We start from the raw sequence: 26686 nt of genomic DNA, 5'->3' as shown, positions 1-26686 counted from the left end.
CGATGGATGCGTGGGGGGTCAGGCGGTCCCGAGGGCCTTGAAGGCCTCGAGGGCGCGGGCGCGGGCAGCCCTGTGGTCGACGATGGGGGACGGGTAGTCGAGGCGCTCCAGCCGGTCCCGTGGCGGGGCATGCCGGGCCTTGGCCGGCAGCCCGGCGAGTTCGGGCAGCCACTCGGCGATGAAGCGGCCGTCGGGGTCGAAGCGGTTCGACTGGGTGGTGGGGTTGAAGATGCGGAAGTAGGGGGCGGCATCGGTTCCGGTGGAAGCGGCCCACTGCCAGCCACCGTTGTTGGCGCAGAACTCGCCGTCCACCAGGTGGCGCAGGAAGAAGGCCTCGCCGCGCCGCCAGTCGATCAGCAGGTGCTTGCTGAGGAACATGGCGGTGATCATGCGCAGCCGGTTGTGCATCCACCCCGTGGCCACCAGCTGGCGCATGGCGGCATCGACGATGGGGTAGCCGGTACGCCCCTCGCACCAGGCGCGAAAGCCGGCATCGTCGTCGCGCCAGGCCAGCGCCTCAGTGTGGGCCTGGAAGGCGCGGTGCCGGCACACCCGGGGGAAGCCGACGGCCACGTGGCGGTAGAACTCCCGCCACACCAGCTCGTTGACCCAGGCGGCGAGTCCCGCGTCGCCCTCGGCCAGGGCGCCGTCGTTCTCGGCCAGCACCGCCTGCAGGCACTGTCGGTGGGAGATCATGCCCAGCGCCAGGTAGGGCGAGAGCTCGCTGGTGCCGCGGATCGCCGGGAAGTCGCGTTGCCTGGCGTAGTGGCGGCCGCGGAAGCGCAGGAAGCGCTCCAGGCGGTCGGCGGCGGGGCCTTCGCCCGCGGGCCACCGGCGGCCGTCGACCGGGCTGTCGGCGAGCTCGGGCAGCACGGGCAGCGGGTCGCACGCGATCGGCAGCGGCGCCTGGGGCGCCGGCGTGTCGCTCAGCGCGAGGCGCTCCGGGGTGAGCCGGCGGTGCCAGGCCCTGGCGAAGGGGGTGAAGACGCCGTAGACGTCGCCCTTGCCGGTCAGCAGTTCGCCGGGGGCGAAGGCCACGGCGTCATGGTGGCCGGTGGCGGCGAGGCCGGCCGCGTCGAAGGCCTCGACCACGGCGCGATCGCGGCGCATCTCGTCCAGCGGGTACTCGTGGTTGAAGTGCAGGGCCCCGGCGCCGGTCTCCCGGGCCAGGGCCAGCAGGGTCGCCGGGGCCGCGGCGAAGTCGTCGATATCGCGATGCAGCAGGGGGATGTTGAGCCCGGCCAGCGCCTCCCTCAGGGATGCCACGCCACGGCCCCAGAAATCGAGCTTGTTGGCCCCGTGGCCGTGGCATTGCCAGTGGGAGAGGCAGCGCAGGAAGACCGCGACGACCGGCCCCTGGCGGGCCGCGGCGGCCAGTGCACGGTTGTCGTGGACACGCAGGTCACTGCGGAACCAGATCAGGACAGGGGCAGGCATGGGGGCTCCGACGGTCGCTCAGCTATCCCGGATCAGCGAGCCCAGGCGGGTGATGGCCTGGGGCAGGTCGTCGCCCAGCACCTCGACCCGGCACGACTCCAGCTCGGTGGCCCGGATGCGGGCGACCGGACCGCACAGGGCCAGGGGGGCGTCGAGCTGCTCGGCCAGGCGCGGCAACTGGCGCCGTATCAGGTCGGCGCGCTCGGCCTTGCCGCTGGCCAGCAGCAGGGCCGAGGCGTGGAAGCGCTCCACGGCCAGCGGCAGCTCGCCGAACGGCAGGGGGGCATCGAACAGCACGACCCGGTAGCCCTGGTCGCTGGCGGTCATGGCCGCCAGCAGCACCCACAGCGGGCCGGGGTCGTCCGGCAGCTGGCCGACCAGCACCAGGGGGCCGCCGGCGGCCTGGTTGGCATGATAGAGCCGGGTGCCGATGCGGGTGCGCAGGAAGGTTTCCAGGGTGCGCCGCTGCAGCAGGGCGCCGAGCTGGTCGCTCCAGTGCTCCTCCAGTTCGCGGATCACCGGTTGCCACAGCTCCGAGACGCAGGTCGCCACCGGATAGAGGGCCAGGCTCTGGTTGAACAGGGCCTCCAGCCGAGCCAGGTCGAAGGCCTCCAGGGCGGCGACCAGCTGCTGGCGCTGGCTCGGCCAGTCCCCGGCGGCGGGTGTCGGGGTCTCGACCGGTTCGGGCTGCTCGAGCAGTTCCCGCACCTGGCTCACCGGCACGCCGCGATTGAGCCACTGCAGGATGCGCTCGATGCGCTCGATGTCGTCTCGGGCGTAGAGGCGGTGGCCCTTGGGTGTGCGGCGCGGGCGGATCAGGCCATAACGGCGCTCCCAGGCCCGCAGGGTGACCGAGTTGACGCCGGTCAGCCGGGAGACCTCCCGGATCGGGTAGAGCGGCGTGTCGGCCGGATGGGTCGCCTTGTCACTCATGGGCGCTTGTGCCTCTTGCTGATCGCTTGCCCCGTCGATGTCGAGGCGGCCGGTGTCCAGGGGCTGATTTTGTACAAGTCAGCACCAATGTACAACATGGGGCCGGGATTCCGCCTCGTCGATTCAGCCGGCGGGAGTCTCCCCGGCCTGTTCGCCGATCGCCGCGGCCAGGGTCTCGCCGAGGTGATGGCCGGAGAGCCAGGCATCCTCGACCCTGGGGCCGCGCCAGCCGTCGCCGCACAGGGCCAGGCCGCTGGCCGAGCGGCGGTAGTCCTGGTTGACCGCCTCGCCGGTGGCGAAGACGTCCGGCTGGGCGTAGCGCCAGCGGTGGGCGCCGAGGGATCGCGGGCGGGGCAGCGCGAGGTCGCCGGGCAGGGCGCGCTGGAAGGCGTCGAGGAGCGCCTCCGCCACGGTCTCGGGGCTCTCCTCCAGGCGCGCCTGGCTCCAGTCGATGCGGGCCAGCAGGCTCAGGCTCTCGCCCTGGGCGGCGCGGCCGGGCTTGCGGTCGTTACGGCTGACGAAGCGCAGCGGGCTGCTGCCGTGGCCGGGGGCCAGCCGCACGGCCTGCCAGTTGTCGTCCACCCCGGGCAGCGCCGGCAGCGGCTCGTCGAACAGCGCCCAGGCGGCCCAGCAGGGGCGCTGGATCACCGCCTCGCAGGCCGTGGCCAGGGCGCCATCGTGGGAGGCGACCAGCGCGTGGGCCTGCGGCGTGGGGGCGCTGATCACCACCCGTGCGAAGGAGCCGTGACGCTCGCCGTGCTGGTCGACCAGCCACCATTGGCCGGCATTGCCTGTCAGTCGCTCGATGCGGGTCCCGGCGATGAGCGTCAGCCCCTCGGCCAGGTGGCGGGTGACGGCGCTCATGCGCGGGCTGCCGATGAAGCGCTCGAGGTCGTCGTGGTGACGCCGCCAGCCGCGCTCGTCGACCTGCCACAGGGCCTCGGGCCAGGGTGCCGCACAGCCCGCTGCCTGCCAGGCAGCGACCTGGCGACGGAAGGTGGCGTCGCGCACACTGAAGAACTGGGCACCCAGCTCGACCACCGCCACGGGCAGGCGGCGACTGGACATGCGCCCGCCGGGGCCCCGCCCCTTGTCGAAGAGGACGACCGGGTGGCCGGCATCGTGCAGGACCCTGGCGCAGGCCAGGCCGGCGATACCGGCGCCGATGACGGCGGTGGCGGGTGAGGGGGTGTGGGGCATCGCAGGCTCGCGCAGCTCAAGGGGTTTTCAGCTAGACTAGCAGAAGTGTACAACGGCTGTATAACTCAATGGCGCGAGAGGAGGGAACCACGATGCGAGTGCTGGTCACCGGAGGGAGCGGCTTCGTCGGGCAACGACTGTGTCAGCGGCTCGAGGAGGCCGGGCATCGCCTGCTGGTGGTGTCCCGGGAGCCGGGCCAGGTGCGGGACCGGCTCCCGAGTGGCACCGACATCCGTCGTTCGGTGCTGGATTTCGTCGACACCCCGCCGGATGCCATCGTCAACCTGGCCGGTGAGTCCATCGCCGCGCGTCGCTGGAGCGATGACCAGAAGAAGCGGCTGATCGATTCCCGGGTCAACATCACCCGCGACCTGGTGATCCTCTGCGAACAGCTCGCCTCCGCCGGCAAGCGCGCCCCCGGGGTCATGGTCTCCGGATCCGCCCTGGGCTACTACGGCGACCAGGGCGACCGGGAGGTGACCGAGGAGACCCCGCCCCACGACGAGTTCGCCCATCGCCTGTGCAAGCGCTGGGAGGATGTCGCCAGCGAGGCGGTGGATTTCGGCACCCGGGTGGCGCTCCTGCGGACCGGGCTGGTGCTCGACGCCGGCGGGGGCAGCCTGCAGAAGATGCTGCCGCCCTTCAAGCTGGGGCTGGGCGGGCGCTTCGGTGATGGCTCGCAGTTCATGCCCTGGATCCACCGCGAGGACCTGGTGCGGGCGATCCTCTTCCTGCTCGACAATGGGGAACTCGAGGGGCCCTTCAACGGCAGTGCGCCGCATCCGGTGACCAATGCCGAGTTCACCCGGGTGCTGGCGAAGCAGCTGGGCCGACCGGCGATCATCCCGGTCCCGGCCATCGTGCTGGAGACCGCCTTCGGGGAGATGTCACGGCTGCTGCTGACCGGCGCCGACATGCGCCCGAAACGGCTGCTCGAGGCCGGCTTCGAGTTCCGTTTCCCGGCCCTCGACGAGGCCCTGGCCGATATCCTGGGCTGAGGTCCCCGAGCCGGGAGAGGGCGCCCGGGCCTGTCGCCGGATCGTCCCCGAGGCGTTATCCGGGCTCGATGGCCTCAGCGCGTCTCCTCGCCCACGGTGACGATGACCCGCACGGCGTCCAGGCGCAGGCGGGTGCCCTCGATCGCCGCGTCCAGGGCGGCGCGCTCCTCGCGTAGCGCCTGGAGTTCGTCGTCACGCACCGCCGGGTTGTGGCGGGCCAGCGCCTCCAGGCGGTTGAGCTCGCCGTCGAGCTCGGCCCGCATGCGGCCCTGGGCGGCCTCGACGATGGTGGAGAGCTCGCGCTCGGCCTCGTTCTCGCCATCCTCGATCAGCTCGCGCAGCTGGTCGTGGCGGCTGCGGATCAGGTCGCGGGCCATGGCCTTCTTGACCTTCTGCAGGTTCTTCGACAGCCCGGTGAAGGAGACCTTGTCGGTGAGGCTGGCGCCGGATTCGTCGAGCAGCACCCGTACCGCGGTGGGTGGCAGGAAGCGGTTGAGGTGCAGTCGCCTGGGCGCCGGGCAGTGGGTGCGGAAGATCAGTTCGACCATCAGCCGGCCGGCGGGAATCGATGGATGCTTGAGCAGCGCCAGGGCGGTGTTGCCCATGGTGCCGTCGAGGATCCGGCCCATCATCTCGCGCAGCAGCGGGTGTTCCCAGGAGAGGTGCTGGACGTCGTCGCGGGCCAGGGCGCGAAGCCGGGAGAAGGTGCCCGAGAAGCCCTCCTCGCCCTTCACCAGGCCCGGCAGGCCGTCGAGCATCTGCGGGCTCGGCTGCAGGTGGAGGATGCCGCCGCCCAGCTCCTGGCTGTCGACACCGAAGATGTCCAGGGCCTGGTCCAGGTAGCGCGGCAGGGCACGATCCTCGTCGAGCTCGCGGATCGCCGCGGCGACCGCCTCGGCGCGATCGATGCGGCAGGCATTGAGTTCCAGCAGCCGGTTGCGGCCGGCGTCGCGCTCGGCGAGACGGCTGGCGAACAGCGCCCGTGTCTCCTCGATCACCTCCTCGAGGCTCTCGTCGTCGAGCAGGGCGTCGGCCAGGGCATCGCCGAAGGCGGCGAAGATCTCGCTGCCCACGCCATGGGGGCTGCTGAAGGCGTCCATGCCCTGGTGGTACCAGCGCAGCAGCTTCTCGCCGGGGCTACCCTCGAACACCGGCACGTGGAGCTCGATGGCGTGGCGCTGGCCGATGCGGTCCAGCCGCCCGATGCGCTGCTCGAGCTGGTCCGGGTGCAGCGGCAGGTCGAACATCACCAGGTGGCGACAGAACTGGAAGTTGCGCCCTTCGGAGCCGATCTCCGAGCAGACCAGCACCTGGCACCCCTCCTCCTCGTCGGCGAAGGCGGCGGCGGCGCGATCCCGCTCCACGAGCGAGAGCCCCTCGTGGAACACCGGGGCATGGTAGCCGCCCAGCACGCGCAGCGCCTCGGCCAGGCCCTGGGCGGTCTCGCGGTCGTGGGCGATCACCAGCACCTTGTCGCCGGCCAGGCCCGCGTCGCCGTCGTCGGCCAGGCGCTCCAGCAGCCAGTTGACCCGCGGGTCGATCTGCCACCAGGGCTCCTCGTTCAGGGGGTCGTCGGCCAGGGCCCGGTACATGGTGTCCAGGTAGACCAGCACCTCCGGGTGGTCGAGGCCGGTCTCGATCAGCAGCTCGTCGAGGTAGTCCTCGTCGCGCTCCAGCCTGCGCAGTACCCGGCGGTAGGCGGAGGGCAGCGCGAGTTCGGCGACATGCAGGCGTCGCTCCGGGAAGCCGCCCACGTGGCGGCGGCTGTTGCGGAACATCACCCGGCCGGTGCCGTGGCGGTCGAGCAGCTGGTCGCGCAACTGGTCGCGGGCCGCGGCATGCTGGTCCGCGTCGGCCTCGGGGTTGGCCAGGGTGGCCAGCAGCGCCAGGCTGTCGGGCTCGTCGATGACCGTGGCGACCCGCGCACGGTCCGGGTCATCGCCGGGCAGGCGCTCCAGGGCATCGATCGCCTCGGCCACCTCCACATAGTGCTGCTCCTCCTCGCGGAAGCGTTCGAGGCTGTGGTAGCGGTCCGGGTCGAGCAGGCGCAGCCGGGCGAAGTGGCTCGTGAGCCCCATCTGCTCGGGGGTGGCGGTGAGCAGCAGCAGGCCCGGCACCGCCGCCGCCAGCCGTTCGACGCAGGCATAGCCGGGGCCCACCACCTCGTCGGACCACTCGAGGTGGTGGGCCTCGTCGACGATCAGCAGGTCCCAGCCGCAGGCCTCGGCCTGGGCCTGGCGGTGCGGGTTGGCGAACAGCCAGTCCTGGCTCGCCAGTACCAGCTGGCCGGCCTCGAAGGGGTTGGTCTCGCCATGGGCCTGACTCTGCTGCTCGTCGAGCAGGGTCACCTCCAGGGCGAAGCGGCGCAGCAACTCCACCAGCCACTGGTGGGTGAGGCTCGCCGGTACCAGGATCAGCGCCCGCTCGGCGCGGCCGGTGAGCAGCAGGCGGTGCAGGATCAGCCCCGCCTCGATGGTCTTGCCCAGGCCCACCTCGTCGGCCAGCAGCACCCGCGGGGCATGGCGGCGCGCCACCTCGTCGGCGATGTAGAGCTGGTGGGGAATCAGGTCGACCCGCGGGCCGGCCAGTCCCAGCGCCGGGTTCTGCTCGATGCGGTGGAAGTGGTGCAGGGTACGGAAGCGCAGGTCGAACCAGTCGTTGCGGTCGACCTGGCCGGTGAGCAGGCGGTCGCGGGCCTGGTCGAACTGCATGGTGTCGGCCAGCTGTGCCTCGGGCAGCTCGCGCAGCTCGCCACTGTCATCCTCGCCGATGTAGACGATCAGGCCGTCGACCTCCTTGCTGTCATCGACGGTCAGGCTCCAGCCCTCGGCGGACTGGATGCGGTCGCCGCTGCCGAAGGCCACCCGGGTGAGCGGTGCCTGGCGACTGCTGTAGGTGCGGGTTTCCTGGCTGGCGCCGAAGAGCACGGTGACGCTGCGGAAGTCGCAGCCGAGGATGGTGCCCAGGCCGAGTTCGGCCTCGCCGTCGCTGATCCAGCGCTGGCCGGGTGAATAGTCGCTCATGGTGCCTCGGAGGATGCTGAATATCGGTGTGCTCGTTCGCCGCCAACGCCGGGATGGCGGCAACAGGGCGCGATATCTTACAGCAAAGGCCGGCGCGGCTTAAGCATGGCGTTGGCCTCGTAGGGGACTTCTACGGCGACAGGTCCAGGAGGGGGCGCTGTGAATACATCCCTGTACGCTACCGATGCCCTCCTTGGCATCGGACCCCCTCAAGGCCTGTCCCCGTCGTCCCTGTGAATATCGGTCAGTGGCGCGCCAGCCAGGCGTCCAGCTGGGCCCTGGAGAGCTCGCCCACGTGGCGCTCGACGGCACGACCCTCGGCATCGAACAGCACCGTGGTGGGTAGCCCGGGAGACTCCATCCGTACCATCAGCTCCTGGCTCGGGTCGAGCAGCGGGTAGCGGAACGCCAGGCCCTGTTCGTCGAGATAACGCACCACCTGCATCAGGTCCTCGCCCTGGTTGGCCACCACCACGCTGACCCCGTCGCGGGTGTCGGCCTCGGCCAGCAGCGGCATCTCCCGCAGGCAGGGGGGGCACCAGGTGGCCCAGAGGTTGACCACCACCCGCTCGCCCAGCAGGGAGCGCAGCTCGACCGGCTCCCCCTCGAGGTTCTCCAGGGTAATGTCGGGCAGCTCGCGCAGTGGCATGTCGCCGCCCAGCGGGGCCAGCGTCACCAGCACCAGCCACAGGCTCGCCCCCCCCACCACCAGGGCCATGGCGCCGATCAGCCGCAACAGGTGGCGGCGCAGCGCCCAGCCGGTCCAGACCAGGCCCGCCACCATGCCCCACAGGCCATGGAACCCCGGCTGCCAGACCTTGAGGACATCCAGCGGAGCGGCGGCATAGGCCTCGAGGTTCAGGGCCACGTGGCCGAGTCGCGCACCGACCAGCCATGCCAGCACCAGGCCGTTGAACCAGCGCGCATGCTCCCGGCGTGGCAGGGCCAGCAGCCAGGCACTGGCCAGCAGCAGGAGCAGGGCGACGGCGAAGGCATAGAGACGGGGCACGGAGATCAGCACGGGTCCCAGGGCGATGGCATCCATGACGGGCGAGGCTCCACGAGTGAGGGTCGGCGTCCGCTGGCGGGCGCGTTACAATGGCGCGATTGACGGCTAGCCTACTGCCAGCGTGCGAGGCTGTCACTCACACTCGTGCGGGAGCATCCATGGCCAAGCCTGCCTTCGACACCCTGCGTGCCCTGGCCATCGCCAGTCAGGCGCTGGGCTTCATACTCATCATCACCCTCGAGACCCTGATGGGGGATGCCGCCCGGCCCTGGCAGGGGGTGACCCTGGCAGCCATGGTGCTGGCGGCGCTGTGGATCGCCCTGGTGCGCCTGTATCGGCGCAACCGCGCACGCAAGGCGCTGGCACGGCGGCTGGCCGACGATGACGACGACGATGTCGCCTGAGCGGTTTCGCCGGCATTGGCGGGTCGCGCTCTGCTGCCTGCTGCTGTTGCTGGGTGGCTGCGCCACCACCCCGGTGCCCAGGGTGCACACCAGCGCCCTGCCGCCCGCCGAGGCCGGGGCCACGGCCCTGGGGCGCTGGGCCGAGCGTCAGGCGGCACCTCACGAGGGCCAGAGCGGCTTCGCCCTGCTGGCCAACGGCAAGGATGCCTTCGCCGTGCGGGCCCTGCTCACCGCCCGTTCGGAGCGTCGCCTGGATATCCAGACCTACCTGATGGGGGATGGCCTCACCACCCGGGCCTTGCTGCATCGCGTGCTGGGAGCCGCCGAGCGCGGCGTGCAGGTGCGGCTGCTGATCGACGACATCGGTGCGGTGGGGCAGGGAGGCCGCCTGGCGGCGCTGGACAGCCACCCGAACATCCAGGTGCGTGTCTACCATCCCCTGGCGGTGGGGCGTGGCCACCTGGCGGCCCGGGTGCTGGCGACGATCCCCGTGCTCGGTCGCCAGCATCGCCGCATGCACAACAAGTTGTGGATCGCCGACAACACCCTGGCCATCGTCGGCGGGCGCAACCTGGGCGACGAGTACTACAACGCCAGCGAACCCCGCAACTTCGCCGACCTGGACCTGCTGACCCTGGGGCCGGTGGTGGAACCGCTGTCACGCAGCTTCGATCTCTACTGGAACCATGGCCTGGCCCAGCCCGTCGGACGCTACCACCGTGCACCAGAGGAGGCCTGGCGTGAGCTTCAGGCGTCGCTGGAGGCCTGGCTCGACGGACAGGCCGACTCGGCCTATTTCAGCGCACTCAGGAAGCGGCACGACAACCGGGCCCGGGAGCCGCTGGTCGAGGAGCTGCACTGGGGCCATGGCGAGGCCCTGTGGGACCCGCCCGGCAAGCCCGGGTGGCGGGGGCGCCCGCCGCTGGTCCGGACCATGGCCGGACAACTGCAGCGGCTTGTCGACCCCGAGACGCGGCTGGTGGTGGTCGCCGCCTACTTCGTGCCCACCGACGCGGGCAGCCGGATGCTGCGCGAGCTTGCCGAGTCGGGGGTCGAGGTGGCGGTGATCACCAACTCCCTGGAGGCCTCGGACGTGCCGATCGTGCACGGGGTCTACATGCCCCATCGCTTCGACCTGCTGGAGAGCGGGGTGGCGCTCTTCGAGTTGCGCGCCGAGGCCGACAACGGCGAGGGGGTCGCCATCGGCATCCCCGGCAGCTCGGCCTCGGTGCTGCATATCAAGGCGGTGGGTATCGACGACGACAGGGTCTTCGTCGGCTCGGCCAATGCCGATCCGCGGTCGGTGTGGTGGAACACCGAGGTGGGGGTGCTGGCACAGAGCGAGGCCCTGGCCGCGGACTTTCTCGAGCTCACCGAGGTGGGCGCCGCTCCCGCCCTGAGCTACCGGGTGGTACAGGCGGGCAGGGACGGGGCCCTGTCGTGGGAGTCGGAAGTCGAGGGCGAAGCCGTTCGCCTGGATCGCGAGCCCGGCAGCGCCTGGCAGCGACTCAGTGCCTGGTTGAGCCGGGTGCTGCGGCTCGAACGCTGGCTGTAGGCGAGCAGTCGACGGCCTGGCCCCGGTGGGCGTCGGGCCCTCGGCGGCCAGCGTGTATGCTGGGCAGGTCGACGGGATGGCTGGAGGAGAGCATGGCCGGAAGCAGTGTGCAGGAGGCGCAGACGCAGGAGGCGAGCGCGCGCAGTGAGCGCGTCTCACGGTTGAAGATCACCCTGGGGCTGCCGCTGGGTCCGCTGATGGCGGCCGGTCTGCTGTTGCTCGAGGCACCCTCCGGCCTGCCGCCCGCCGCCTGGCAGGTGGTGGCGCTCACCGCCTGGATGGCCACCTGGTGGGTGCTGGAGCCCGTGCCGATCGCTGTCACCGCCCTGCTGCCGGTGGCCCTTTTGCCGCTGCTGGGCGTCACCTCGGTCAACGATGCGGCGGCCCCCTATGCCAACCCGCTGATCTTCCTCTTCCTGGGCGGTTTCCTGCTGGCCGAGGCGATCCAGCGCTGGAGCCTGCACCGGCGCATCGCCATGCTGGTGCTGCGTGTCTCGGGGCAACGCCCCGACCAGCTGGTGGGTGGCTTCATGGTCGCCACCGCGGCGCTGAGCATGTGGGTCAGCAACACGGCCACGGCCGCCCTGATGGTGCCCATCGGCCTCTCGGTGCTGGCGTTGCTGGAGCGCCAGGGGGGCGGCGGGGCGAGTCACCACATGGAGTTGTCGCTGCTGCTCGGCATCGCGCTGGCGGCCAACATCGGTGGCATGGGCACGCTGATCGGCACCCCGCCCAATGCCCTGCTGGCGGGTTTCATGGCCGACAACCACGGCATCGAGATCGGCTTCGCCCAGTGGATGCTCGTTGCCGTCCCTCCTGCGCTGCTGTTGCTGGCGCTGGCCTGGTGGCTGCTGACGCGACGCATCTACCCGGTCGGGGTCGAGGCGCTGCCCGGCGTGGCGGACATGCTCAGCGAGCAGGCGCAGGACCTGGGGCGCATGAGCGGGCCGGAGCGGCGGGTGGCGGCGATCTTCGCCCTCGTGGCTCTGGCCTGGGTGACACGGCCACTGCTGCAGTCGTGGCTCGGGGTGGAGCTCAGCGACGCCGGCATCGCGGTGGTCGGCGCCCTGCTGCTGTTCGTGGTGCCGGCCCGCTGGTCGGAGCGGCAGTTCCTGATGGACTGGGAGAGCGCCAGGTACCTGCCCTGGGGGGTGCTGATCATGGTGGGCGGGGGGCTCAGCCTCGGCACGGCCATCGAGAGCAGCGGCCTGGCGGCGGCGGTGGCCGAGGGGCTGGCGGGGTTCGGCAGCTGGCCGGTCTGGGCGCTGGTGGGCCTGGTGGTGCTGGTGGTCATGGTGATGAGCCATGTGACCAGCAATACCGCCACGGCGGCGGCTATCCTGCCGCTGACCGCCTCGCTCACCGTGAGCCTGGGTGCCAGCCCCCTGCTGCTGGCGGTGCCGGTGGCCATGGCGGCGAGCTGCGCCTTCATGCTGCCGGTGGCCACGCCGCCCAATGCGGTGGTCTTCGGCAGCGGTCGCCTCAGCGTGGCCGAGATGATGCGGGCCGGTGCGCCGGTCGGCCTGGTGGCGCTGGTGGTCATCGGCCTGGCGGTGTTCGGCCTGGCCATGCCGATCCTCGGGTTTGGCTGGGCGGCTTGACCCAGGACATTGCCTATCCGCGGACAGCGGCTAGGCTTTTACTCAGGAGGGGCGCCGGTGGTGCCCCGTTTCGTCGCCGAAGGGGCAGATAATCATGTACCAGTCCATACTCGTTCCCGTCGATGGTTCGACCCATGCCGAAAAGGCACTGGCCGTCGCTGCACAGCTGGCCCGTGCATCGTCCGCACGGCTGCACCTGGTGACCGTCACCGAGTTCCCGCCGGACAACATCGGCCTGTTCCTCGGGGGGACCGCCGAGCCCTTCTCGCAGGAGCAGCGCGACAAGCTGGCGAGCGAGATGAAGCAGGAGGGTCGGCAGGTGATCGAGAAGGCTCGCAGCAGCGTCGACCTCTCCGGGCTGGACGTCGAGGAGCACATCTTCCAGGGATGGCCGGCGAAGCGGATCGTCGACCATGCCGAGTCGCTCGGGGCCGATGCCATCGTCATGGGCAGCCGTGGCCTGAGCGATGTGCGCGGCATGGTCTTCGGCAGCGTCTCGCACCGGGTCAGCCACACCGCCAGGTGCACCGTGATCACCGTGACCTGAGCGCGCCGGCGGCGGATACGAAAAAGGCCCTGCGATCTCGCAGGGCCTTCCAATTCGTTGGTCGGAGTAGCAGGATTCGAACCTGCGACCTCTGCCTTCCGAGGCTGAGCCGGGCGGATTGGTCAGGGTCAGTCTGAAGACGCACTCGGGTATGGTCGCAGTCATGCAGGCGGGTGATGCGGCCATTTCCCTCTCTGAACGAATGCATCAGGATCAGCTCGACATGAACCTGAGCGATGGCGTGTATCGCATCCTCATGGCTCATTCCGCTGCAGGGCGTCAGCCGATTCAGCCACTTCGGATCCAGTTCACGCAGTAGGTGGGGCAGTTGTCAGCTGTCTCGCTGCGGCGAACGGGAAGCCATTCCTCTCCAGAATGACCTGGCGCTCCTCGCCCGTCCAGTCGTAGAGGCTACCGAGCCAACGATGGTGCCGGTGCTTCAGCAGCGCGATATCAAGCGGCTGATCCTCCGAACACCTCCTCGTACAGCTTCAGCAATAGCTCGGCGGCGGCCCCACCCAGGCTCTCCTGGGCGGTGATGGCGAGCTTGTTGGCCTTGACCCGGCCACCGGAACCGGGCTCGGCGCTACCTTGTGAGCCCGGGGTTCGATACCGACTCATACAAGTACTCCTATGGCCTTGACCAGACTCACTTGCTCGAGCATACCAGCCCGAGGACCAATAGCCCGTTTCGGATATTGCGAATTTTGTTTATTTCGAATAGCCTGGCAAGTATCGATGGAACACGCGAAGGCAGCCAGCAATAGCGGGGGCTGCCAGGAGGTCATGCCATGAACCCTGCCACCCGGGATACCTTGCCCCACGATGCCGAGCTCACCCGCCTGGCCAGGGCCAGTGCCACCGAGCTCAGCCAGCTGCTCCGCGAGCGGCCCGAGAGCGATCGTGCGCATATCAAGCTGGATGGTGCGGACCTGGTGCTGCCCCGGCAGGCGCTGGTGCTGCTGCGTGATCTGCTGACCGAGATGGCCCAGGGCAATGCCGTGACGATCCTCCCCACCCATGCCGAGGTGACGACCCAGGAAGCCGCCAACATGCTCAATGTCTCGCGGCCCCATCTGGTCAAGCTGCTGGAGGAGGGTGCTATTCCGTTCAGCCGAGTGGGCACGCATCGCCGGATTCGCCTGCAGGACCTGCTGGCCTACAAGCGCCAGCAGGAGGAGGTATCCGAGGCTGCACTCCAGGAGCTGGCCGACCAGGCCCAGGACCTGGATATGGGCTACTGATGCGCTTCGTGGTCGTATACGACGCCTGCGTGCTCTATCCTGCGCCATTGCGGGACCTGTTGATGCGCCTGGCCACCACGGGACTCTATGCAGCGCGCTGGACCGAGCAGATCCACCACGAGTGGACGCGCAACCTGCTCAAGAAGCGTCCTGAACTGGCAGAAGCGCTACCGCGAACCGTCGAGCTCATGAATCGGGCGGTGCCGGATGCGCTGGTCACCGGGCACGAACCGCTGATCCCGGCGCTTGAGCTACCCGACCCTGATGACCGCCACGTACTGGCCGCGGCCATTCGCGCCGGAGCGCAGCTGATCATCACCTTCAATCTGAAGGACTTCCCGGCCGATACACTGGGCGGCTTCGGGATCGAGGCCGTCCACCCCGATACCTTTCTGGAGCAGCAGTTCGAGCTGAACGAGGGGCTGGTCCTCAGGACCGTCCATCGTCACCGGGCCAGCTTGCGCAAGCCGCCAAGAAGCGCTGAGGATTATCTCGATACCCTGGCAGCCTGTGGCCTGATCGTCACGGCGGACCGGCTGCGGGAGTTCCTCGAGGTCCTGTAACCCCCCGCAGGCCATCTTCACCTGGCCATCGCCTTCAACCGCGGCCGGAAGGCGTTGACGAAATGGTTGAGCTGCTGCGCCAGCCACTCACGGCATTCATCGTCCGATTCGAAGTCGTCCAGTCGGGCATAGTTTGAGAAACCGGGCAGACCGGTGCTGCTGTCCATACCTTCGTGCGTCCCTTAGGGCAATTCAGCCAGGGTTTGGAGCCTCCGAGAAAGCCGGGACGGTTCGGTGAGTTCCCGGAGGGGCTGTTTTCCGTGTCACCTGACAAATGCTGAAGACAGGGTCGCTGCGTTATTGCTTCTCGGCCAAGTGTCGGGTGGGGGATCATGCGGAATCCCCCCCTAACGATAGCGGCTGCCAAGCTTGATGAGGAGGAGGGTTCAGAAACGCAAAACCCCCGGCAAGAGCCGAGGGTCTCGAGTCACGATCTGGTCACGTGAGACTCAGGCGGCATGGAGGGGGTGGCCTAAGTCATTGAAATTCTTGGTCGGAGTAGCAGGATTCGAACCTACGACCTCTGCCTCCCGAAGGCAGCGCTCTACCAAGCTGAGCTATACTCCGAACGTTCGTCGCGGGGCGTGTCGCCTCGCCGACGGAAGCGCATTATACGCAAACGCCGCTGTCGTGCAAGCCCCTCGGCGGGCGTCGAGATCATGTCGACGGACCAGCCCATTGCGCCAGACCCACTGCGATTGCCCTGGCGGGTGTCCCGCGGTCAGGCCTGGCGGTCCACCGCCATGCGGGCCAGGTCGGCCATGCTGTCGCGATAGTCGCTGGCCGGCAGCCGCTCGAGCTGCTCCAGGGCCTTGGCCGCCATCTCCTCGGCCCGGGCGCGGGTGTAGTCCAGGGCGCCGGTCTCGCGGACGATGGCCAGCACCTCGTCCAGGTGATCGAGCCCGCCCTTGCGGATCGCCTGGCGCACCAGGCGCGCCTGGTCGGGGGTGCCGGCGGCCATGGCCTGGATCAGCGGCAGGGTCGGCTTGCCCTCGGCCAGGTCGTCACCGACGTTCTTGCCCATGGCCGCGGCGTCGCCCTGGTAGTCGAGCAGGTCGTCGACCAGCTGGAAGGCCAGCCCCAGGTAGCGGCCGTAGTACTGCAGCGCGGCCTCCTGTTCCGGGGTGGCCTCGGCGATGATGGCACCGCTGTGGGAGGCGGCCTCGAACAGCATCGCCGTCTTGCCCTGGATGGTCTCGAAGTAGGCGGCCTCGTCGGTGTCCGGGTTGCCCACGTTGGTCAGCTGCTGCACCTCGCCCTCGGCGATGGTGCAGGTGGCGGCCGAGAGCACGTCCATGATCCGCATCGAGCCCACTCCGACCATCATCTGGAAGGAGCGGGAATAGAGGAAGTCGCCCACCAGCACCGAGGGGGCATTGCCCCAGGCGTCGTTGGCGGTGGCCTTGCCGCGGCGCATGTGCGACTCGTCGACCACGTCGTCGTGCAGCAGGGTCGAGGTGTGCATGAACTCGATCAGGGTGGCCAGGGTGATGTGCTTGTCGCCGCGGTAGCCCAGCGAGCGGGCGGCCAGCAGCACCAGCAGCGGGCGCAGGCGCTTGCCGCCGCTCTGGATGATGTACTGGCCGATCGTCTCGACCAGCGGGATGCGCGAGGCGAGCTGGTCGACGATGGTGCGGTTGACGGCGGCGAAGTCCTCGGCGACCACGGCGTGGATGGGCGAGGGGGCGGAATCTTTGGTGGGCGGCGAGTCGTTGGCAGGCATGTAGGTGGTATCGACGGTAGGTGGGGGGCCGGGGCGAGACCTGACCCCCTCTGGCCTTGGATTGCCGGACATGCTATGGGCCCCCCATGGGGGCGTCAAGACGAAGCGGCCGGCGACCGTGGAGAGGCCGGGGGCGGGTTGTACGGCGTCGCGGGCATGGTTATAATGCGCGGCCCACTCATCTCGCTCCCTGTCAGATGGCTGCCGGAAGGGGCGCCACTCGAAGCAGGTCGATGAAGAGCCAATCCACGATGAGTTCCGGAGAGAGAGACATGTACGCAGTTATCAAGAGCGGTGGCAAGCAGTACCGCGTCCAGGAAGGCCAGACCCTCAAGCTGGAGAAGCTGGAAGTCCCGACCGGTGAGGCCGTCGAGTTCGACGAGGTGCTGCTGGTGGCCGATGGCGACGACGTCAAGGTCGGCGCGCCGCTGGTCGACGGTGCCAAGGTGGCCGCCGAGGTCGTCTCCCACGGCCGCGGCGACAAGGTGACCATCATCAAGTTCCGCCGCCGCAAGCACCACATGAAGCGTCAGGGCCACCGCCAGTGGTTCACTGAAGTCAAGATCACCGGGATCTCCGCGTAAGCGGTCCATTCCCCTGAACGGAGGTTTATTCCATGGCACATAAGAAGGCAGCCGGCTCCACGCGTAACGGCCGCGATTCCGAATCCAAGCGCCTTGGCGTCAAGCTCTATGGTGGCCAGGCGGTGACCGCCGGCAACATCATCGTGCGTCAGCGCGGCACCAAGTTCCACGCCGGCACCGGCGTCGGCCTCGGCCGCGATCACACCCTGTTCGCCCTGAACGATGGCGTGATCAAGTTCGAGACCAAGGGTCCGAAGAACCGCAAGTTCGTCAGCGTCGTCTCTGCCTGAGAGCGCGCGGACTTGCAGCAGGAAGGCCCCGCCCAGGCGGGGCCTTCTTGTATCATGGCGGCAGGTTGCCGTCTGGAGAGTGACAGATGCAGTTCGTCGACGAAGCCTCGATCATCGTGGAAGCCGGCAAGGGCGGCAATGGCTGCCTCAGCTTCCGCCGCGAGAAGTACGTGCCCAAGGGCGGCCCCGACGGTGGCGACGGTGGCCATGGCGGCAGTGTCTACCTGATCGGTGACGATGCCCTCAACACCCTGATCGACTTCAAGTACCAGCGCTTCTACAAGGCCCAGAACGGCCAGCCCGGCATGGGCCGGCAGATGAGCGGCAAGGCCGGCGAGGATCTGCACGTCAAGGTGCCGGTGGGCACCACGGTGATCGACGAGGACACCCTCGAGGTGATCGCCGACATCACCGAGAGCGGCCAGGTGGTGCTGGTGGCCCAGGGCGGCCGCCGCGGGCTCGGCAACATCCACTTCAAGTCCTCGACCAACCGGGCGCCGCGGCGGACCACGCCGGGCACCGACGGCGAGCGCCGCAACCTGCGCTTCGAGATGAAGGTGATGGCCGACGTGGGCCTGCTGGGCCTGCCCAACGCGGGCAAGTCGACGCTGATCCGCGCCGTCTCCGCGGCCAAGCCCAAGGTCGCCAACTACCCCTTCACCACCCTGGTGCCCAACCTGGGGGTGGTGAAGCTCGGCATGCACGAGCACTTCGTGATGGCCGACGTGCCGGGCCTGATCGAGGGGGCTTCCGACGGTGCCGGCCTGGGGCTGCGCTTCCTCAAGCACCTGACCCGCACCCGGCTGCTGTTCCACGTGGTCGATGTGGCGCCCTTCGACGAGTCCGACCCGGTGGAGGCCGCCGAGGCGATCATCCACGAGCTCGGCCAGTTCTCGCCGACCCTGGCCGAGCGGCCGCGCTGGCTGGTGCTCAACAAGCTCGACCTGCTGCCGGAAGAGGAGCGCGAGGCGCGAGTCGACGAGATCGTCGGGCGGCTGGGCTGGGAAGGTCCGGTGTTCCGCATCTCGGCGATCAGCGGCGACGGCACCGATGCCTTGGTGCAGGCCGCCCACCGCTGGCTCACCGAGCAGCGCCGGCTGGAGAACGAGGACGAGGAGGCTGCGGAGCGCGAGCGCGAGATGCGGGCGCGCATGGAGGACGAGGCCGTGGCCCGTACCGAGGCGCGCCTGGGCCGCAAGCGCAAGCGTGACGACGAGGATGACGACGACTTCGATGATGATGACTATGACGTCGAGGTCGAATACGCCCCCTAGTGGCAGGAACTGGCTGCGCTCGGCCATACGGCGTTAAAAATTGGCTCAAGATGCTCATTTGCAACAGCAAACTCCGCTCTTTCGCCAATTTTTGCCTTGTCTGGCCTTCGCTCGCTCAGTTCTCTGCGTGAGGGGGGCTCGATACTGAGGCTGGCACTGAAAGAGCGGATATCACGTCAGGGTTGAGGAGCGAATGGAGCACAACGAGCAGGTGGTCGAACGTGAGGCGCTGAGGGGCGCCCGCCGGGTGGTGGTCAAGATCGGCAGTGCGCTGCTGACCAACGACGGCCGTGGGCTCGACGAGCCGTCCATCGGCGGCTGGGTCGACCAGATCGCCGAGCTGCACCGGCGCGGCATCGAGGTGGTGCTGGTCTCTTCCGGCGCCGTGGCCGCCGGCATGGTGCGTCTCGGCTGGCAGGCGCGCCCCTCGGCGGTGCACGAGCTCCAGGCGGCGGCGGCGGTGGGGCAGAACGGCCTGACCCAGTGCTACGAGCACCACTTCGCTCGCCATGGCCTGCTCACCGCCCAGGTGCTGCTGACCCACGACGACCTCTCCAACCGCAAGCGCTACCTCAATGCCCGCTCGGCGCTGCGTACCCTGGTCGACCTGCGCGTGGTGCCGGTGGTCAACGAGAACGACACCGTGGTCACCGACGAGATCCGCTTCGGCGACAACGACACCCTGGGCGCCCTGGTGGCCAACCTGCTGGAGGCCGATGCCCTGGTGATCCTCACCGACCAGGAGGGGCTGTTCGATGCCGACCCGCGCCACGATCCCGAGGCGACGCTGATCCACGAGGGGCGGGCCGACGACCCGGGCCTGGCCGCGGTGGCCGGGAGCGGCGGGGCCCTGGGGCGAGGCGGCATGACCACCAAGGTCCAGGCGGCGCGGCTCGCGGCCCGTTCCGGCGCCTATACCGTGATCGCCAGCGGCCGCCAGTCGGCGGTGCTCACGCGGCTGGCGGCGGGCGAGCGGCTCGGGACCCTGCTCAGCCCCGAGCAGGCCCCGATGGCGGCCCGCAAGCGCTGGCTGGCCGGTCAGCTCCAGGTCCGCGGCACCCTGACCCTGGACGCCGGCGCGGTGAAGGTGCTGCGCGACAGCGGCTCCAGCCTGCTGGCCGTCGGCGTCAAGGCGGTATCCGGCAGTTTCGTGCGGGGGGACATGGTGCTGTGCGTCGATGAGCAGGGGCACCGGGTCGCCAAGGGGCTGGTCAACTACGGCGCCGAGGACGCCAGCCAGATCCTCGGCAAGCCGAGCCACCAGATCGAGGCGATCCTGGGCTTCATGGAGGCGCCGGAGCTGATCCATCGCGACAACCTGGTGGTGCTGTGAAGGCAGTGCTGTAGCAAGCGCGGCGCGGGCTGTGGTAGGATACGCCATCCTCTCAGACACGGCCCGTGAACGATCGCTGGTGTCAAGCGGTCGGCCAGATGGCCAAGCCGGCGGAAAGGTTCGGACCTTCCTGCCGGATCAATACGTTATCGAAGCCAGCGCCGAGGGCGGTGGCGACAGAATCTCCAAGGAGACAGTTCAGTGGCAAACAGCAAGCAAGCTCGCAAGCGCGCCCGTCAGGCGGAAGGTCGTCGTGTTCTGAAGGCGAGCCAGCGCTCCATGGTGCGCACCTACGTCAAGGGCGTCATCAAGGCCATCAACGGCGGCGACCACGCCGCGGCCATGGCCGCCTTCCAGAAGGCGCAGCCGGTCATCGATCGCATCGCCGACAAGGACGTGCTCTCCAAGAAGAAGGCCGCGCGCCTGAAGAGCCGCCTGAACAAGCGTATCAAGGCGCTGGCTGCCTGAGACTCATCTGCCTTCCCCGAAGGCAGGGCGACTCCATGGCCGGATAGGCACTTGAACAGAAAAACCGGCTGTGGCCGGTTTTTTTGTGCCCGTTACCCCGAGGTCTCGCAAGGAAGAGCGCCGTGACCGACCACGAGCAGGATCGACAGCCCTCCGTCCCGAGCCGCGACACCTCCCCCGTGCCGGCCGGGGACGATCGCGTGGTGGCCCCCAAGGGGGGCGGGCTGATGCGCTCGGGGCTGGTGGTCAGCGTCATGACCATGCTGTCGCGTGTCATGGGCCTGGTGCGCGACGTGGTGGTGGCCACGCTGTTCGGCGCCGGCAATGGCGCCGATGCCTTCTTCGTCGCCTTCAAGATTCCCAACTTCATGCGCCGGCTGTTCGCCGAGGGGGCCTTCAACCAGGCCTTCGTGCCGGTGCTCTCGGAGTACGCCACCCGCGGCAGCCGGCGCGAGGTACGCGAACTGCTCGATGCCGTGGCGGGCAGCCTCACCGCGGTGCTGGCACTGCTCACGGCGCTGGCCATGCTCGCCGCTCCCTGGCTGGTCTGGGTCTTCGCGCCCGGCTTCGGCCGCGACCCGGACAAGCTGGCGCTCACCGCCGACATGCTCCAGCTGACCTTCCCCTACCTGCTGCTGGTCTCGCTGACGGCCTTCGCCGGCAGTGTGCTCAACACCTGGAACCGTTTCGCGGTGCCCGCCTTCACCCCGGTGCTGCTCAATCTCTCGCTGATCGGCGCGGCGCTGCTGCTCACCCCGCTGATGGACGAGCCGGCCATGGCGCTGGCCTGGGGGGTATTGATCGCCGGGGTCGCCCAGCTCGCCTTCCAGGTGCCCTTCCTGGTGCGCCTGGGGCTGATGCCGCGACCCTGGCCGAGCTTCGTGCATCCGGGCGTCAGGCAGATCATGGTGCTGATGGCGCCGGCGCTGTTCGGCGTCTCGGTGTCGCAGATCAACCTGCTGCTGGATACCGTGCTCGCCTCGCTGCTGGCGCCGGGCAGCGTCTCCTGGCTCTACTACTCCGACCGCCTGGTGGAGCTGCCGCTGGGGGTGTTCGGCATCGCCATCGGTACCGTGATCCTGCCGGCACTCTCCAGGCGGCATGCCGAGCAGTCCGGGCAGCACTTCGCCGAGATGCTGGACTGGGCGATCCGCGCCGTGCTGCTGCTGGGCTTGCCCGCGGCCCTGGCGCTGGCGGTGCTCGCCGAGCCGCTGCTGATCTCGCTGTTCCATTACGGCGCCATGACCGAGCGCGACATCGCCATGGCGGCCATGAGCCTGCGCGCCTACTCCCTGGGGCTGATCGCCTTCATGCTGATCAAGGTGCTGGCGCCGGGCTTCTTCGCCCGCCAGAACACCAGGACCCCGGTGAAGATCGGCATCATCGCCATGGTGGCCAACATGGTGCTGAACCTGATCCTGATCTGGCCCCTGGCCCACGCCGGCCTGGCCCTGGCCACGGCGCTCTCGGCCTTCCTCAACGCCGGCCTGCTGGGCTGGCTCCTGCACAAGGAGGGCGTGCTGGTGTTCCAGCCCGGCTGGGGGCGCTATGCGGTGCAGCTGCTGGGTGGCTGCGCGGTGATGGGCGTGGGCCTGTGGTGGGTCTCGCCCGACTGGCAGGCGTGGCTGGGCTGGGGCGTGTGGACGCGGGTCGCCTGGCTGGCGGCGCTGGTGGTGGCCGGCGCGGCGGTCTATTTCGCCTGGCTGGCGGCCACCGGCGTGCGCCTGCGGCATTTCCGGATGAAGGGCTGATCATGCTGGCCGCGCCCAAAGACCAAGCCGGCCCGGCTGTCAAGGGGGCGGCTGTCCGGTATAATCCGGCACTTTACCTGTTCAAACTTCTGCGGGGCCCGTGGCGATACCCATGCGAGTGATTCGAGGACTGCACAACCTGCGCGAGGAGCATCGCGGCTGCGTGGCCACCATCGGCAACTTCGATGGGGTGCATCGCGGCCATCAGGCGATCCTCGACCAGTGCCGCGAACAGGCCGCGGCACTCGGCCTGCCGGTCACGGTGGTGGTCTTCGAGCCCCAGCCTCGCGAGTTCTTCGCCGGCGACCAGGCCCCGCCGCGACTCACCCGGTTGCGCGAGAAGGTGCGGCTGCTGGTGGAGGCCGGTGTCGAGTACATCCTCTGCCTGCCGTTCAACGATGCCCTGCGCAGCCTCACCGCCGAGGAGTTCATCGACAGGGTGCTGATCGATGGCCTGGGCGTACGCCACCTGGTGGTGGGCGACGACTTCCGCTTCGGCTGCGACCGTCGCGGTGACTTCCACCTGCTCACCGAGGTGGGCGAGACGTGCGGCTTCAGCGTCGAGCACACCCGCACCTTCACCCTCGACGACGAGCGCGTCTCCAGCACCCGGGTGCGTACCCTGCTGGCCAGCGGCAACTTCGAGGCCGCCGCGCGCCTGCTGGGGCGCCCCTACCGCCTGGGTGGCCGGGTGATGCCCGACCAGCAGCTCGGTCGCACCATCGGCGTGCCCACCGCCAACCTGCCGCAACCGCCCCGGCCGCTGGCGTTGCAGGGGGTCTATGCGGTGATCACCGAGCTGCCCGACGGCCGGCGCCGTCCCGGTGTGGCCAATATCGGCTGGCGCCCCACCATGGGCAGCAAGCGACCGGTGCTGGAGGTGCACCTGTTCGACTTCGACGGCGACCTCTACGGCCAGCGACTGACGGTCTTCCCCTGCGCCAAGCTGCGCGGCGAGGTGAAGTTCGATGATTTCGACGCCCTCAAGCGCCAGATCGGCGCCGACCAGCGCCGCGCCCGGGAGTACTTTCTTCAGCACCCCGCCGCCGGTGCAGTTCTTCAGCACCCCGCCGCCGGTGCCGTTCCGAAGCAGTCCACTGCGGGTGCCGCCGGGCAGGCGGTGACGGACGATTCCCTTCCTCTGGCATCGGCGCCGCTGGCGCGCGAGGCCGTGACTTCCGATTCCTCGGCGGGTGCGCCCGCCGACCACGACGACGGCTGACCCCCAGGATATGAGCGACTACAAGCACACTCTGAATCTGCCAGAAACCGACTTTCCCATGCGCGGCATGCTGCCCAAGCGGGAGCCCGAGCGTCTGGCCCGGTGGGACGCGCTGGATCTCTACCATCGCCTGCGCGAGGAGCGCCGCGGCAGGGAGCTGTTCGTGCTGCACGACGGCCCTCCCTACGCCAACGGCAGCATCCACATCGGTCACGCCGTCAACAAGATCCTCAAGGACATCATCGTCAAGTCGAAGAACCTGGCCGGCTTCGACGCCCCCTACGTGCCCGGCTGGGACTGCCACGGCCTGCCCATCGAGCACAAGGTCGAGACCACCCACGGCAAGCACCTCGAGGCCGAGCGCGCCCGCGCGCTGTGCCGCGAGTACGCCGCCGAGCAGATCCAGGGCCAGATGGCCGACTTCGTGCGCCTGGGCGTGATCGGCGACTGGGGCAACCCCTATCGCTCCATGGACTTCGCCAACGAGGCCGGCGAGATCCGCGCCCTGGCCGAGATGGTCGCGGCGGGCTACGTCTTCAAGGGCCTCAAGCCGGTCAACTGGTGCTTCGACTGCGGCTCCGCCCTGGCCGAGGCCGAGGTGGAGTACGCCGACAAGAAGTCCGACGCCATCGACGTCGCCTTTCCGGTGGAGGATGCCGAGAAGCTGGCCGCCGCCTTCGGCCTCGAGGCGCTGCCCAGGCCGGCCGCCATGGTCATCTGGACCACCACCCCCTGGACCATCCCGGCCAACCAGGCATTGAACGTCCATCCCGAGTTCACCTATGCCCTGGTGGATACCGGCGAGCGGCTGCTGGTGCTGGCCGAGGAGCTGGTCGCGAGCTGCCTCGAGCGCTTCGAGCTGACCGGCGAGATCATCGCCACCGCCACCGGGGAGCGGCTGGACGGCATCCAGTTCCGCCACCCCCTCTACGACCGCCTGTCGCCGGTCTATCTGGCCGACTACGTGGAATCCGAGGTGGGCAGCACCGGTATCGTCCACTCGGCCCCCTCCTACGGCGTCGACGACTTCGTCACCTGCCGCGCCCACGGCATGACCTTCGACGAGATGCTCAACCCGGTGCAGGGCAATGGCGTCTACGCCGACGACCTGCCGTTCTTCGGGGGCCAGATGATCTGGAAGGCCAATCCGCAGATCGTCGCCAAGCTCGCCGAGGTGGGCGCCCTGATGGCCCACAAGGTCATCACCCACAGCTACATGCACTGCTGGCGCCACAAGTCCCCGGTCATCTATCGCGCCACCGCCCAGTGGTTCGTGGGCATGGACGTGAAGGGCAAGGACGGCAGGACCCTGCGCGAGCGCGCCCTGGAAGGCATCGAGGCCACCCAGTTCACGCCGGCCTGGGGCCAGGCGCGGCTGCACAGCATGATCGCCAATCGTCCCGACTGGTGCATCTCGCGCCAGCGCAACTGGGGCGTGCCGATCCCCTTCTTCCTGCACAAGGCCACCGGCGAGCTGCACCCGCGCACCCTGGAGCTGATGGAAGAGGCCGCCAGGCGCGTGGAGCAGGAGGGCATCGACGCCTGGTTCCGCCTCGACCCGGTGGAGCTGCTGGGCGAGGAGGCCGCCGACTTCGAGAAGGTCACCGACACCCTGGACGTCTGGTTCGACTCCGGCACCACCCATCGCCACGTGCTGCGCGGCTCGCACCCCCACGGCCACGAGAGCGGCCCGGTGGCCGACCTCTACCTGGAGGGCTCCGACCAGCACCGCGGCTGGTTCCACTCCTCGCTGCTCACCGGCTGCGCCATCGACGGCCATCCCCCGTACCGCGGCCTGCTCACCCACGGCTTCACCGTGGACGCCCAGGGCCGCAAGATGTCCAAGTCGGTGGGCAACGTGGTGGCGCCCCAGGAGGTGATGGACAAGCTGGGTGCCGACATCCTGCGCCTGTGGGTCGCCTCCACCGACTATGGCGGCGAGATGGCGGTCTCCGACGAGATCCTCAAGCGCACCGCCGACGTCTACCGCCGCATCCGCAACACCGCGCGCTTCCTGCTCGCCAACCTCAACGGCTTCGAGCCGAGCCGCGATGCCGTGGCCGCAGGCGAGATGCTGGCGCTGGACCAGTGGGTAGTGGATCGCGCCGCCCAGCTGCAGGCGCGCATCGAGACCGCCTACCAGGAGTATCGCTTCCTGGACGTCTACCAGCAGGTGCACGGCTTCTGCGCCCGGGAGCTGGGCGGCTTCTACCTCGACGTGATCAAGGATCGCCAGTACACCACCCAGGCCGACTCGGTGGCGCGGCGCAGCGCCCAGACCGCGCTCTATCACGTGGTGGAAGCGCTGTCGCGCTGGGTGGCGCCGATCCTCTCGTTCACCGCCGAGGAGATCTTCGAGAACATCCCCGGCGAGCGCGGCGACAGCGTGCTGCTCGAGGAGTACTACCCGGGGCTTTGCACCCTGGCCGAGGACGCACCGCTCGGCCGCGACTTCTGGGAGCAGGTGCTGGAGGTCAAGCAGGCGGTCAACAAGTGCCTGGAGGACGCCCGCAACGCCAAGACCATCAAGGGCAGCCTGGCCGCCGAGGTCACCCTCTACGTGGACGACGCCCTGCACGCCACCCTGGCCAAGCTGGGCGACGAGCTGCGCTTCGTGATGCTGACCAGCGAGGTGACCCTCAAGCCGCTCGCCGAAGGCGATGGCGCCGAGGCCACCGAAATCGACGGCCTCAGGGTGGCCGTGGCGGCGAGCGCACACACCAAGTGCGAGCGCTGCTGGCACCACCGCGAGGATGTGGGGTCGCATGGTGAGCACCCCGAGCTGTGTGGCCGCTGCGTGAGCAACCTGCCGGATGGTCCCGGGGAAACCCGTCACTTTGCATGAGGTACAGGCATGGCCGAAGGAGGCGAGGCGAGCGTGAGCGGCAAGCATGAGCCCCGGGTCGCCCCCATGAACAAGCCCCTGCGCTGGCTGTGGCTGGCCGTGGCCATCATCGTGCTGGACCTGGCCACCAAGTACGCCGCCAGCGCCTGGCTGGAGTACGCCCGGCCGGTGGAGGTGCTGCCCTTCTTCAACCTGACGTTGCTGCACAACACCGGCGCGGCCTTCAGCTTCCTGGCCGGCCACCCCGGCTGGCAGCGCTGGTTCTTCGCCGCCATCGCGGTGGGGGCCAGCATCGGCCTGACGGTCTGGATGACCCGGCTCAAGGCCGACGAGAAGCTGCTTGCCGCCTCGCTGGCCATGATCATCGGCGGGGCCCTGGGCAACCTCCATGATCGCCTGGTACACGGCTACGTGGTGGACTTCCTCTCCTTCCACGCCGCCGGCTGGTACTACCCGGCCTTCAACGTGGCGGACATCGGCATCACCCTGGGGGCCATCGGGCTGATCTGGGAGTCGGTGTTCGGCGAGAAGCGTCGTGCTCGCAAGCGCAGCTGACAGGCCCCGGCGCCCAGGAGGCAGCTTCGAGGGCCAGACTGCCGCCCCCTGTGGGAACTGGGCTCTGCCCGGCGACTGGCGCCGCAGGCGCCCCGGCGGTGTTGCCCGGCCTCATCGAGACCACCGA

Annotated in this window: 25 protein-coding genes and 1 tRNA gene; 16 read left to right on the top strand and 10 right to left on the bottom strand. The window is 69.3% G+C overall.

Annotated elements, in window-relative coordinates:
- Positions 1–18 precede the first annotated feature (18 nt).
- The 3 genes from phrB to ACOMD9_RS16790 form a co-directional block, all read right to left on the bottom strand.
- Positions 19–1437: a deoxyribodipyrimidine photo-lyase gene (gene phrB, locus ACOMD9_RS16800; RefSeq protein WP_421417133.1), complete on the bottom strand. Its 1419-nt coding sequence runs from the start codon at positions 1435–1437 to the stop codon at positions 19–21.
- An 18-nt stretch (positions 1438–1455) separates the two neighbouring features.
- Positions 1456–2370 carry a MerR family transcriptional regulator gene (locus tag ACOMD9_RS16795; protein ID WP_421417132.1) on the bottom strand — a complete coding sequence of 305 codons (915 nt, stop codon included), beginning with the start codon at positions 2368–2370 and terminating at the stop codon, positions 1456–1458.
- 123 nt (positions 2371–2493) lie between these two features.
- Positions 2494–3570, bottom strand: coding sequence for an NAD(P)/FAD-dependent oxidoreductase (locus ACOMD9_RS16790; RefSeq protein WP_421417131.1), 1077 nt, complete (start codon positions 3568–3570; stop codon positions 2494–2496).
- A 92-nt stretch (positions 3571–3662) separates the two neighbouring features.
- Between ACOMD9_RS16790 and ACOMD9_RS16785 the strand changes: the two genes are divergently transcribed.
- Positions 3663–4568 (top strand): TIGR01777 family oxidoreductase, encoded by a 906-nt coding sequence (locus tag ACOMD9_RS16785; RefSeq protein WP_421417130.1) that lies wholly within the window; start codon positions 3663–3665, stop codon positions 4566–4568.
- A gap of 74 nt (positions 4569–4642) precedes the next feature.
- On the opposite strand, the gene rapA is transcribed toward ACOMD9_RS16785, so the two are convergent.
- Together rapA and ACOMD9_RS16775 are read right to left on the bottom strand one after the other, a co-directional pair.
- Entirely contained in the window at positions 4643–7591 is a 2949-nt protein-coding gene (gene rapA, locus ACOMD9_RS16780) for an RNA polymerase-associated protein RapA (protein WP_421417129.1), read from the bottom strand.
- A 244-nt stretch (positions 7592–7835) separates the two neighbouring features.
- The gene (locus ACOMD9_RS16775) at positions 7836–8636 is read right to left on the bottom strand and encodes a redoxin family protein (protein WP_421417127.1); all 801 of its coding nucleotides are present in this window, start codon (positions 8634–8636) and stop codon (positions 7836–7838) included.
- A gap of 122 nt (positions 8637–8758) precedes the next feature.
- On the opposite strand from ACOMD9_RS16775, the gene ACOMD9_RS16770 reads away from it, so the two are divergent.
- The 4 genes from ACOMD9_RS16770 to ACOMD9_RS16755 all read left to right on the top strand — a co-directional run bounded on the left by ACOMD9_RS16770 (position 8759) and on the right by ACOMD9_RS16755 (position 12707).
- Positions 8759–9004 carry a hypothetical protein gene (locus ACOMD9_RS16770; protein WP_421417125.1) on the top strand — a complete coding sequence of 82 codons (246 nt, stop codon included), beginning with the start codon at positions 8759–8761 and terminating at the stop codon, positions 9002–9004.
- Entirely contained in the window at positions 8994–10559 is a 1566-nt protein-coding gene (locus ACOMD9_RS16765) for a phospholipase D family protein (protein WP_421417124.1), read from the top strand. Before ACOMD9_RS16770 ends, ACOMD9_RS16765 begins: the two co-directional genes overlap by 11 nt.
- A 92-nt stretch (positions 10560–10651) precedes the next feature.
- A complete protein-coding gene (locus tag ACOMD9_RS16760; RefSeq protein WP_421417123.1) occupies positions 10652–12160 on the top strand; it encodes an SLC13 family permease in 1509 nt (502 codons plus the stop codon).
- Positions 12161–12254: 94 nt separating this feature from the next.
- Positions 12255–12707 carry a universal stress protein gene (locus ACOMD9_RS16755; protein ID WP_421417121.1) on the top strand — a complete coding sequence of 151 codons (453 nt, stop codon included), beginning with the start codon at positions 12255–12257 and terminating at the stop codon, positions 12705–12707.
- On the opposite strand, the gene ACOMD9_RS16750 is transcribed toward ACOMD9_RS16755, so the two are convergent.
- Positions 12694–12990, bottom strand: coding sequence for a Fic family protein (locus ACOMD9_RS16750; RefSeq protein ID WP_421417172.1), 297 nt, complete (start codon positions 12988–12990; stop codon positions 12694–12696). The genes ACOMD9_RS16755 and ACOMD9_RS16750 overlap by 14 nt on opposite strands.
- Before the next feature lie 170 nt (positions 12991–13160).
- Entirely contained in the window at positions 13161–13328 is a 168-nt protein-coding gene (locus ACOMD9_RS16745) for a hypothetical protein (RefSeq protein ID WP_421417120.1), read from the bottom strand.
- 170 nt (positions 13329–13498) lie between these two features.
- Here ACOMD9_RS16745 and ACOMD9_RS16740 point away from each other — a divergent pair, with 170 nt between their 5' ends.
- Both ACOMD9_RS16740 and ACOMD9_RS16735 read left to right on the top strand, forming a co-directional pair.
- On the top strand, positions 13499–13951 hold the full coding sequence (locus ACOMD9_RS16740; RefSeq protein WP_421417119.1) for a helix-turn-helix domain-containing protein: 453 nt from the start codon (positions 13499–13501) through the stop codon (positions 13949–13951).
- A complete protein-coding gene (locus ACOMD9_RS16735) occupies positions 13951–14514 on the top strand; it encodes a PIN domain-containing protein (RefSeq protein ID WP_421417118.1) in 564 nt (187 codons plus the stop codon). The genes ACOMD9_RS16740 and ACOMD9_RS16735 overlap by 1 nt, the downstream gene beginning before the upstream one ends.
- 17 nt (positions 14515–14531) lie before the next feature.
- Here the strand turns inward: ACOMD9_RS16735 and ACOMD9_RS16730 are convergent, their stop codons facing one another.
- The 3 genes from ACOMD9_RS16730 to ispB form a co-directional block, all read right to left on the bottom strand.
- Positions 14532–14681 (bottom strand): hypothetical protein, encoded by a 150-nt coding sequence (locus ACOMD9_RS16730; protein ID WP_421417117.1) that lies wholly within the window; start codon positions 14679–14681, stop codon positions 14532–14534.
- Positions 14682–15004: 323 nt separating this feature from the next.
- A tRNA-Pro gene (locus ACOMD9_RS16725) sits at positions 15005–15081 on the bottom strand.
- 154 nt (positions 15082–15235) lie between these two features.
- Positions 15236–16237 (bottom strand): octaprenyl diphosphate synthase, encoded by a 1002-nt coding sequence (gene ispB / locus ACOMD9_RS16720; protein ID WP_421417115.1) that lies wholly within the window; start codon positions 16235–16237, stop codon positions 15236–15238.
- Between the two features lie 272 nt (positions 16238–16509).
- Here ispB and rplU point away from each other — a divergent pair, with 272 nt between their 5' ends.
- The 9 genes from rplU (at position 16510) to lspA (ending at position 26559) form a co-directional block, all read left to right on the top strand.
- On the top strand, positions 16510–16821 hold the full coding sequence (gene rplU / locus ACOMD9_RS16715; RefSeq protein WP_102626716.1) for a 50S ribosomal protein L21: 312 nt from the start codon (positions 16510–16512) through the stop codon (positions 16819–16821).
- Positions 16822–16853: 32 nt separating this feature from the next.
- Complete coding sequence (gene rpmA, locus ACOMD9_RS16710; RefSeq protein WP_102626715.1) at positions 16854–17111, top strand: 50S ribosomal protein L27; 258 nt, start codon at positions 16854–16856, stop codon at positions 17109–17111.
- An 86-nt stretch (positions 17112–17197) separates the two neighbouring features.
- On the top strand, positions 17198–18385 hold the full coding sequence (gene cgtA, locus ACOMD9_RS16705; protein ID WP_421417113.1) for an Obg family GTPase CgtA: 1188 nt from the start codon (positions 17198–17200) through the stop codon (positions 18383–18385).
- A gap of 193 nt (positions 18386–18578) precedes the next feature.
- Complete coding sequence (proB, locus tag ACOMD9_RS16700) at positions 18579–19718, top strand: glutamate 5-kinase (protein WP_421417112.1); 1140 nt, start codon at positions 18579–18581, stop codon at positions 19716–19718.
- 201 nt (positions 19719–19919) lie between these two features.
- Positions 19920–20186, top strand: coding sequence for a 30S ribosomal protein S20 (gene rpsT, locus ACOMD9_RS16695; protein WP_421417110.1), 267 nt, complete (start codon positions 19920–19922; stop codon positions 20184–20186).
- Between the two features lie 227 nt (positions 20187–20413).
- Positions 20414–21937, top strand: a complete 1524-nt coding sequence (gene murJ, locus ACOMD9_RS16690; protein WP_421417171.1) for a murein biosynthesis integral membrane protein MurJ — start codon at positions 20414–20416, stop codon at positions 21935–21937.
- A gap of 112 nt (positions 21938–22049) precedes the next feature.
- Positions 22050–23159: a bifunctional riboflavin kinase/FAD synthetase gene (gene ribF / locus ACOMD9_RS16685; RefSeq protein WP_421417108.1), complete on the top strand. Its 1110-nt coding sequence runs from the start codon at positions 22050–22052 to the stop codon at positions 23157–23159.
- A 10-nt stretch (positions 23160–23169) separates the two neighbouring features.
- The gene (gene ileS / locus ACOMD9_RS16680; protein ID WP_421417107.1) at positions 23170–26004 is read left to right on the top strand and encodes an isoleucine--tRNA ligase; all 2835 of its coding nucleotides are present in this window, start codon (positions 23170–23172) and stop codon (positions 26002–26004) included.
- Between the two features lie 9 nt (positions 26005–26013).
- A complete protein-coding gene (gene lspA, locus ACOMD9_RS16675; RefSeq protein WP_421417105.1) occupies positions 26014–26559 on the top strand; it encodes a signal peptidase II in 546 nt (181 codons plus the stop codon).
- Positions 26560–26686: the final 127 nt, after the last annotated feature.

Source organism: Halomonas terrestris, from assembly GCF_049166755.1.
Classification (GTDB): Bacteria; Pseudomonadota; Gammaproteobacteria; order Pseudomonadales; family Halomonadaceae; genus Halomonas.
This window is presented reverse-complemented; position numbering and strand designations above follow the sequence as displayed.

Excerpts from the sequence above, each read along its gene's own strand:
- phrB (WP_421417133.1), bottom strand. The coding sequence starts at position 1,437 with ATGCCTGCCCCTGTCCTGATCTGGTTCCGCAGTGACCTGCGTGTCCAC.
- ACOMD9_RS16795 (WP_421417132.1), bottom strand. The coding sequence starts at position 2,370 with ATGAGTGACAAGGCGACCCATCCGGCCGACACGCCGCTCTACCCGATC.
- ACOMD9_RS16790 (WP_421417131.1), bottom strand. The coding sequence starts at position 3,570 with ATGCCCCACACCCCCTCACCCGCCACCGCCGTCATCGGCGCCGGTATC.
- ACOMD9_RS16785 (WP_421417130.1), top strand. The coding sequence starts at position 3,663 with ATGCGAGTGCTGGTCACCGGAGGGAGCGGCTTCGTCGGGCAACGACTG.
- rapA (WP_421417129.1), bottom strand. The coding sequence starts at position 7,591 with ATGAGCGACTATTCACCCGGCCAGCGCTGGATCAGCGACGGCGAGGCC.
- ACOMD9_RS16775 (WP_421417127.1), bottom strand. The coding sequence starts at position 8,636 with ATGGATGCCATCGCCCTGGGACCCGTGCTGATCTCCGTGCCCCGTCTC.
- ACOMD9_RS16770 (WP_421417125.1), top strand. The coding sequence starts at position 8,759 with ATGGCCAAGCCTGCCTTCGACACCCTGCGTGCCCTGGCCATCGCCAGT.
- ACOMD9_RS16765 (WP_421417124.1), top strand. The coding sequence starts at position 8,994 with ATGTCGCCTGAGCGGTTTCGCCGGCATTGGCGGGTCGCGCTCTGCTGC.
- ACOMD9_RS16760 (WP_421417123.1), top strand. The coding sequence starts at position 10,652 with ATGGCCGGAAGCAGTGTGCAGGAGGCGCAGACGCAGGAGGCGAGCGCG.
- ACOMD9_RS16755 (WP_421417121.1), top strand. The coding sequence starts at position 12,255 with ATGTACCAGTCCATACTCGTTCCCGTCGATGGTTCGACCCATGCCGAA.
- ACOMD9_RS16745 (WP_421417120.1), bottom strand. The coding sequence starts at position 13,328 with ATGAGTCGGTATCGAACCCCGGGCTCACAAGGTAGCGCCGAGCCCGGT.
- ACOMD9_RS16740 (WP_421417119.1), top strand. The coding sequence starts at position 13,499 with ATGAACCCTGCCACCCGGGATACCTTGCCCCACGATGCCGAGCTCACC.
- ACOMD9_RS16735 (WP_421417118.1), top strand. The coding sequence starts at position 13,951 with ATGCGCTTCGTGGTCGTATACGACGCCTGCGTGCTCTATCCTGCGCCA.
- ACOMD9_RS16730 (WP_421417117.1), bottom strand. The coding sequence starts at position 14,681 with ATGGACAGCAGCACCGGTCTGCCCGGTTTCTCAAACTATGCCCGACTG.
- ispB (WP_421417115.1), bottom strand. The coding sequence starts at position 16,237 with ATGCCTGCCAACGACTCGCCGCCCACCAAAGATTCCGCCCCCTCGCCC.
- rplU (WP_102626716.1), top strand. The coding sequence starts at position 16,510 with ATGTACGCAGTTATCAAGAGCGGTGGCAAGCAGTACCGCGTCCAGGAA.
- rpmA (WP_102626715.1), top strand. The coding sequence starts at position 16,854 with ATGGCACATAAGAAGGCAGCCGGCTCCACGCGTAACGGCCGCGATTCC.
- cgtA (WP_421417113.1), top strand. The coding sequence starts at position 17,198 with ATGCAGTTCGTCGACGAAGCCTCGATCATCGTGGAAGCCGGCAAGGGC.
- proB (WP_421417112.1), top strand. The coding sequence starts at position 18,579 with ATGGAGCACAACGAGCAGGTGGTCGAACGTGAGGCGCTGAGGGGCGCC.
- murJ (WP_421417171.1), top strand. The coding sequence starts at position 20,414 with ATGCGCTCGGGGCTGGTGGTCAGCGTCATGACCATGCTGTCGCGTGTC.
- ribF (WP_421417108.1), top strand. The coding sequence starts at position 22,050 with ATGCGAGTGATTCGAGGACTGCACAACCTGCGCGAGGAGCATCGCGGC.
- ileS (WP_421417107.1), top strand. The coding sequence starts at position 23,170 with ATGAGCGACTACAAGCACACTCTGAATCTGCCAGAAACCGACTTTCCC.
- lspA (WP_421417105.1), top strand. The coding sequence starts at position 26,014 with ATGGCCGAAGGAGGCGAGGCGAGCGTGAGCGGCAAGCATGAGCCCCGG.